The sequence below is a fragment of the Vreelandella songnenensis genome (genome assembly GCF_003002925.1).
Taxonomy (GTDB): domain Bacteria; phylum Pseudomonadota; class Gammaproteobacteria; order Pseudomonadales; family Halomonadaceae; genus Vreelandella; species Vreelandella songnenensis.
In genome coordinates this window covers 1-7,555 of the sequence record NZ_PVTK01000019.1, presented here as the reverse complement: position 1 = coordinate 7,555, position 7,555 = coordinate 1, and the positions used below count along the sequence as shown (strand labels likewise).

Annotated in this window: 6 protein-coding genes; all 6 read left to right on the top strand. The window is 55.6% G+C overall.

The genetic code is table 11. From position 1 onward, the window contains the following. On the top strand, nucleotides 1–759 hold a 759-nt coding region (locus B0H98_RS16730), incomplete at its 5' end, for a bacteriophage T4 gp5 trimerisation domain-containing protein (protein ID WP_422822165.1). Then, on the top strand, nucleotides 759–1,586 hold the full coding sequence (locus B0H98_RS16725) for a DUF4123 domain-containing protein (RefSeq protein ID WP_106376205.1): 828 nt from the start codon (nucleotides 759–761) through the stop codon (nucleotides 1,584–1,586). The genes B0H98_RS16730 and B0H98_RS16725, both read left to right, overlap by 1 nt. Before the next feature lie 11 nt (nucleotides 1,587–1,597). After that, nucleotides 1,598–5,170 (top strand): hypothetical protein, encoded by a 3,573-nt coding sequence (locus B0H98_RS16720; RefSeq protein ID WP_106376204.1) that lies wholly within the window; start codon nucleotides 1,598–1,600, stop codon nucleotides 5,168–5,170. After that, the gene (locus B0H98_RS17015) at nucleotides 5,167–6,363 is read left to right on the top strand and encodes a hypothetical protein (protein ID WP_146130272.1); all 1,197 of its coding nucleotides are present in this window, start codon (nucleotides 5,167–5,169) and stop codon (nucleotides 6,361–6,363) included. Before B0H98_RS16720 ends, B0H98_RS17015 begins: the two co-directional genes overlap by 4 nt. 98 nt (nucleotides 6,364–6,461) lie before the next feature. Next, nucleotides 6,462–7,016, top strand: coding sequence for a contractile injection system protein, VgrG/Pvc8 family (locus B0H98_RS17295; RefSeq protein WP_340162388.1), 555 nt, complete (start codon nucleotides 6,462–6,464; stop codon nucleotides 7,014–7,016). Continuing rightward, a complete protein-coding gene (gene tssI, locus B0H98_RS17290) occupies nucleotides 6,965–7,384 on the top strand; it encodes a type VI secretion system tip protein TssI/VgrG (protein ID WP_340162387.1) in 420 nt (139 codons plus the stop codon). Before B0H98_RS17295 ends, tssI begins: the two co-directional genes overlap by 52 nt. The last annotated feature ends 171 nt before the right edge of the window (nucleotides 7,385–7,555 follow it).

Below are 7,555 nucleotides of genomic sequence, written 5' to 3'. Positions count from 1 at the left end.
CTGGAAGGCGACCCGGACCAGCCGCTGGTCACCGGGCGTACCTATCACGCCGTCAACACCGCCCCGTACCCGCTGCCCGAGTACAAGACGCGCACGGTGCTGCGCACCCAGAGCCACAAGGCCGAGGGCTTCAACGAACTGCGCTTTGAAGACGAGGCGGGGGAAGAACAGATCTGGCTCCACGCCCAGAAAGACCTGGAGCTTCTGACGCTCAACGACCGCACTGAAGAAATCCAGAACGACAGCCACCTCAAGGTGCACAACGACCGCATCAGCGAGATTGGCAACGATGACCACCACACGGTGCACGGCAATCGCTACACCCAAGTGGACGGCGATGACCACCTCACTGTGAACGGCACCCGCCACGACAACATCGGCCATTCGCAGCTGGTGGAAGCCGGACAGGAGATTCACCACAAGGCGGGCATGAAGGTAGTGATCGAAGCCGGCGCCGAAATCACCCTGAAAGCCAGCGGCAGCTTCCTGAAGATCGACCCCAGCGGCGTCACCCTGGTGGGCCCGCAGGTCAAGATCAACTCCGGCGGCAGCCCCGGTTCGGGGAGTGGCCAGGCGGCGCAGGCGCCGCGGTTGCCGGGGCAGGCGATCGCAGAGACGCATGTAGCGACCCCGCACGTGACTCATGAAGCACTACTGGAAGCCTCGGCAGTAGAAGCCAGCATCGTGCAACTATGCCAAAAGCAAAGCGATGGGAGCTGCCCTTTGGCTGACTGCCCGTGTCGAGGTGGTGCCAACTGATGCGTTACGCATTGAACCTACCTGAAACAAGGAATAACCGGTACTGGTTGGTTGATACGGCTAGCCTGCCCGAGGGCGAGGTGTTGCGCCGTTTTTATGCCATCACGAAGCAGCCCATGTTTCGCTGGCTTTACGATGGCACGCCCTACCAAGCGGTTCGAGATAGCGGGCCGGTGCTTCTGGATATCACGCACGATGATAATGTCTGGCAGCAGTATGGCTTCAAGTGGGTAGGGCAAACCGCGTCGGTAGTGATCGATACCCCAGAATCGCTGGATGCTTTGCAAGAACGCTTGGCAAACTGCCTTACCATCCAGACGCCTGGTGGCGGTTTCGGATTACTGCGCTTTCACGAGCCTGCCCTTTTGCATCTACTGCTGGGCGAGGAGCTACTTTCACCGGCCAGCCGCCTGGCACTGATGGGCGAGGAGGCTTGTTGGCATTGGCCGCTATGCCAACGAGAGGGGGATGTCATTCATGAGCGCTATTACTCGATTAACCCTACAGGGATCGAGCCGAGCGAAACATTAAGGCTGAATAACATCACTCAGCAGCGGTTTGCAGGCTTGAGGCAGTTTTCGCGGTTGACGGCGCTCTTGGGAAATACCGTACACCGTTTTGACCTTCTGCAAAGAGATGAAGACATTACGGTTCTCTGGCGCGAGCTGGAACACTACTGGCACACTACCTGGAAAACCGGCCTGAAGCGTAAGCAAGCGGTTGAAAGCGTAGAAAGTATGCTGACGCGTAGTGACACGCTTGAACAGTTTGTCAACGAGTTGAGTGCGTACGCGAAAGCCCCGCTCTCTGTTGCGATGACACGATAAAGGACATAGGAATGCCACAGAACCACGCGTGCAGCCCCAAGGCAATCTATCTGGAAATCACTGGCCATCATGAAGATAACGCCCAGAATGAATACTGGCTTTATCAGGGAGACGATGCCGTTGAACGTCTAGCTGAAGGAGATGCATCGGAGGGGCGTTTCGGGCCCATTGTCGAGTCACAGAAAGAGTTTTTAGAAGAAGAGCTGGCAGACTACCGCTTGGTACAGAAGATAGGCGATATCGAGATACCGTTGCTTCAGGTAGAGGAGGTTTCGCAATGTGGCCTGATCCCCAAGCAGCGGGCTTTTCAGCATAACCTGATGGTATCGACTGTCCCCATGCTGTACCTCGACCACCATGAGTTGGCAGTAGGGCCTTGCCGGGGTGGTTTCATTTACGTATTTCTGCAGGGGCGGCTGATTCGTGAATTGGTCGCCAGCAGCCTCGTAAATGGCACCTTACAATTTCTCGATAGCGATATTGCGGCCTACCGTGAGCAAGGCGAGGTTCCGACGGTACGGGAGTTTTCCGGGCCAGCCTTGTCTCATGTGCATCTACCCCTCAAGCTCAATGGTGAAACTGCCAATGTGCGCCTGGCCTTCTCGGACCATCCCTGGCCGTGGGCGCATATCGAACAATTGGAAGCCAATCCAGACCTGATCGAGAAGCGTTGTCAGCCTCTAGCGCTGAACGAGTCCGCTGTTACCGTCATGCTTCAAGGGCAGGGGCAAAACCTCTACCAGCACGGGCTGGATGTCAATCGCGATGAATGTGCAGGCAAAGCTTGGTTGGATTGGTTGCCGCCCATGCGCGCCCGCGATGCGGTATATGAGCAAGCCTGGGGCAGCCCGCGCGACTATATTGAAGACCCTACGGCAGAAGGCTGGAGCGCACTGCTTGATCAGCTCGCCTCTGAGCGAACCTTCTTCGATTCCGATGAGCAGGAAGCCTCGTTTCCGGAGATCGACATGGCGCGTCGGCAGCGCGATTTTTCACCGGCGCTGCGTGGCACGCTGCTGCAACAGTGGTGCAACCCGCTGCGCCCGGATGAGGAGCAGGCCGAAGAAGCACAGTTGGCGCTTATGCCAACACCGGCGGCCACGGAAGACTGTTTAGCGCCGTTACGCGATCAGAAGCTCTGCTGTATCTTCCTGCGTGACCCCAAGCAGGCAACCGAACACCTCATCGCCGATATACAGGCCAGCACCGAGCTTTTGATGGTGCTGGCAGAAAGCATGAAATACCACCCCCATGGCGCCTCGGCGGAATTGGTGCATGCCAACTGCTTCATGGACAAGGGCCCTGAGGGTGAAAACAATCCACGTTATCTTGATGACTGGCTGGATCGCCGGTTGGATAGAAGTCGGGAAAGCCTGTTTTCACGCCTGGCCAAAATCGAAGAGCGTCGGTTGGCGCGGCTACGACGCGATGAAGCGCTATCTGCACTGGCGGATCTATGGGACGATACCACGCCGGGTGCCCTGGTTCACGCACTGCACGATGCCATGCTGTTTGATGATATCAACCTGTTGGAACCTTATGTCATTCTGGCCCGCAGTATCGATATCCTGCTCAACGGAACCCAGCCGTTTGACCCAAAGGGAACGACCGACGAGTTGAGCGACTACCAATCTCCCGCACGCTGCCACTCGACTCTGGAGACGTTGTATAAGGGTGAACATCTTGCCTCAGCGCTGCTGTTCGAGCCCGAGCAATGCAAAATGGAGAATGGCTGGGGAGAAGCCTACGCACGAGACGTGGGTCGCATCGCCCAGGCCTCACAGCAGATACTCTCTCAGGAAGCCAGCGCCGCCACGATGACGGCGGATGATCTGATAGCCTTGCAGAACCAGCTTGTCGAAGAAACCAACCCTACGGCAGATGTCATGCGCCGTGTGCTCAATGGCGCTGACGCTGTTGTGCTTAGTACACTACCTCCGCTGGTTGCCGCAATTCCTTGGCTTAAACTGGGCCAGTCCATGTCTTTGGATATCGCTTCTGACTATGCTGATCTAAAAGGCGCCTTGGGAGGAGGGTTACCGATCAAAGCCGAACTCCAAGGTGGCGGAATTGTCTGGCTTGCTCCGCGCGAGTTTAAAACAGTCACCGCTGAAATGGCCCAAGCCAGTGCAGCATTGCAGGCCACGGCGACTACCAATGCGCTAGGCGGCAATGCTGTATCTTCGCCCGGAAATCAGACCGTTCGCGTCATTGGCCGGGAAACGGGCGAGTGGCGTTTTTATGGCGCGCGTACAGGCTATACGGCTTTTTGGGCAGTTTTGGTGGCTTTAGAAGTAAATAACCTCTGGGAAGGGTTTGAGAAAGTAGGACGCCAAGGAGGGGCGGTAAATGCAGCAAAATTAGGAAGTGCTGTTTTCGATGGCTTGTTATTAAGTACTCAAGGGTTGAAGCTGGCAAATGTTCAGTGGGGCTGGTCTGTTCGAATCAATAACATACTTGATAAACCTTTCTTGAAAGATGAAAGTTGGCAAAAGGCCATGGGTGATGCAGGGAGGGCTAGGGGAGGGTTGACTCTGATTGCAGGTCTTTTGACCACAGCTTTAGTTGCTCATGATGCGCATGAACTTGCTCAACGTGGCGAATATCAAGCTGCTCGTTGGACAAGGGCTCAGGCTGGCGCAATCGGCGTTGCCACAGTTTACGGCTCTGGCTATGGTGAGGCTGCTGGGCGTATCTCCAGAGATCGATTGGTTACTAATCAGTTGATTAGCCGAATATTAGGTTGGGTGGGTACGTTAAGGCCAGTACCGACCACCGTACTTAGCCTTATCGCTTCTGTTTTCTTTCAGTACCAAGCAACTAATAACCGTGATGATGGCTTCTCTCTATGGGTGCAGTATGGCCCCTTCGGCAGTCGCCGCGATGAACTGGAATCGCGATTGACCGAGCTTGCAACTCAAGAAGATGACAAGGATTCAGTCGCTATTTATGATTACTTGATACAATTTAGAGGGGCCAGCCCCCACCAGACCTATCTTTACCTGCTGCAGGGGCTAAATGATACCTATGCTGAACTGGTATCTCCTAGAATGCTAGTTGAGCTAGCACCCCGTTTTGCAGATTGCGATATCGCGGTCAAGTTCAGCTGCGCCGGATTACGTTATGGGGAGTTCCGCCTTCCCCCACTAGGAGTTAGTGCCGACTACTTGGCACCGGTGCCCGATATGGGGTTCACCTATCAGTATTACCCTATCGTAAAGGGCCAGCGCTTAGTAGCCTCTGCAGAAGCGGAAGACTCTGAAGATAATGCTATCCGTTATCTAGGGATCAGTTTGCCTCGCGAATGGCGACGCACAGATATTCCTCGTTCACACTTAGGCGTAGACCCAAACTGGCTGCGCACTAGCCGTGAGCGTTTTCAGCATGAGCCCGATTACACGCGGGAGTATCACCAGAAAGCCAATCTGGTGCGCCTGTACCTTGACGATTTAACGGGTCAGGGCTCCATTCAGTTTTGGGATCGGGCTAGCAGAACCTATCAACCCATTGAGGACGAAATGACTTTTACCACGTACCCCTCCTCATTGACTTGGGTATGGCGCCAGCAGGGAGCCCGCCTATGAGTTTGCAAGACGAGTCGCTAACGCCAGCGGATGGTTACGCCGAAACCGCCTATTGTGCTGATGCTATTCCTGAGCAGAGTTATGCTCCCCAAAACGAGAAACTGCACGGTCGTATTCTGGAAACGCGCCTGCCTTGGGGCAACTATTTGGGGATAAATCCTACTACCAATCAGTACTCGGAAAGCTGGTTTCAAGAGTATCAATATATTGGAGATGACTATCATGATTACACCATGATCAATGAGTTACGTTGGTCACAGCGTGTTGATGAAAATATTAACGATTTTTATCGTTTTGCTAGATTTATTTTTGTTATTTTTTCACACCTTTTCAGTTTTGTGGGAGGGGGGGGGGCGATATTAACCGGAGTAGCTGTAGTTACAGCGGTTCTTGGCGGTTTAGCCTCCCTTGTGTATGGAAATAGTGAATTTCCGTGGATTTTTATAAAGCTCATATTTGGTGTGGCTATTCTTTGTGGCGTTGCGACCCTACTTCGCTATTTTTGGGAAAAATATTCTATTAGGTTTTATAAAGGCAACCGAAATTGGTCGGATGACTATGCCTTTTGTCGGCACACAGGTATGGTTAAAACTGATATAGGAGACTTTCCTTTTTATGAATTTGATACCTACATTGAAATGCGGGTAGGTACACAGGGTTCACAATTTCATTCCCTGAAACTGATCCATCGTTATCCCCATCGTAGTCGCCTGCCGAATAGTGCAAGTTTACTTGAATTTGATTTTACTGTTGGTGGCAGCATCGCCCAGCTATATGCCGCTTGGGATATGCTACAGCGCTATATGGATGTGTCTCAGCCGTTGCCAGATATTCCCCAGATTGAACCCTTTCGTCATCTCGACCTGACGACTAAAGCCTATGACGAGGCGGGGAAACGTGGCCGTCCTGCTACTTATTGGCGCGATTTGTATGCCAATAGCAGCGTGGAAGAACTCAAGGCGCTGCGTGAAGCGCACCGTGCCGAAGTGGATAGTGCCGCTTGGGGCGGCCGCCCGGATTTGATGGAGCTTTCGGTGCCCAACTACCGCGAAACCCGCAAGGGCGAACCAGAAGACGTCAATGCCTTTGGCCGCTTCCCCTGGAAGGCGGGGAAGTTTGTTGATCGGCCGGAAGCAGGGCCGCCGTCCGAAGATGTAGCGAATCGTTATAATAACGACAACGCGCCACGCTAATAGCGGCTGCGGTAAGCATTCATTGATTACCTATCGGGGAAGGTGGTAGCCATCTTACACGGCGGCATCTTTGATCTGAGCGAGGTAACGAGACTTGGCTGCGCTGGCCATACCGCCTGCGTAGCGGCGGCCACTGCCACCCTGAAGACTACAGCTTCAAGAACCCGGCCTACGACCAGCTGCACGAACACCTGGGCCGCGACGTTGAAGCCCACGGCCAGCAGACCGACTACGAGCACTTCGATTACCCCGGTCGCTACAAGCAGGACGCCTCCGGCCAGCCGTTCACGCGCATCCGCCTGGAAGAGCTGCGCCGCGACGCGATCACCGCCAGCGCCGAAAGCGACCTGCCGGAACTCGCTCCCGGCGTGCGCTTCAGCCTGACCGATCACGACACGCAAAGCCTCAACCGCGACTGGCAGGTGGTAGAAGTACGCCATGTGGGCGAACAGCCCCAGGCGCTGGAAGAAGATGGCATGACGCACAGCGATGCCAGTGGCATGACGCGCTACGTCAACCAGGTCACCCTCATGCCCGGCGACGCCCCCTGGCGCGCCACGCCCAATCCCAAGCCAAGAGTCGACGGCCCCAGGTGGCGTTTGTGGTCGGCCCGGAAGGCGAGGAGATTCACTGCGACGAGCACGGTCGGGTGAAGGTCCAGTTCCCCTGGGACCGCTACGCCGAACCCAATGACACCGCCAGCTGCTGGGTGCGCGTGGCTCAGGGCTGGGCCGGTGGCGGCTACGGCAGCATTGCACTGCCGCGCATTGGCCACGAAGTGATCGTTTCCTTCCTGGAAGGCGACCCGGACCAGCCGCTGGTCACCGGGCGTACCTATCACGCCGTCAACACCGCCCCGTACCCGCTGCCCGAGCACAAGACGCGCACGGTGCTGCGCACCCAGAGCCACAAGGCCGAGGGCTTCAACGAACTGCGCTTTGAAGACGAGGCGGGGGAAGAACAGATCTGGCTCCACGCCCAGAAAGACCTGGAGCTTCTGAGACCGCATCAGCGAGATTGACAACGATGACCACCACACGGTGCACGGCAACCGCTACACCCAAGTGGACGGCGATGACCACCTCACCGTGAACGGCACCCGCCACGACAACATCGGCCAGGCGCAGCTGGTGGAAGCCGGGCAGGAGATTCATCACAAGGCGGGCATGAAGGTAGTGATCGAAGCCGGCGC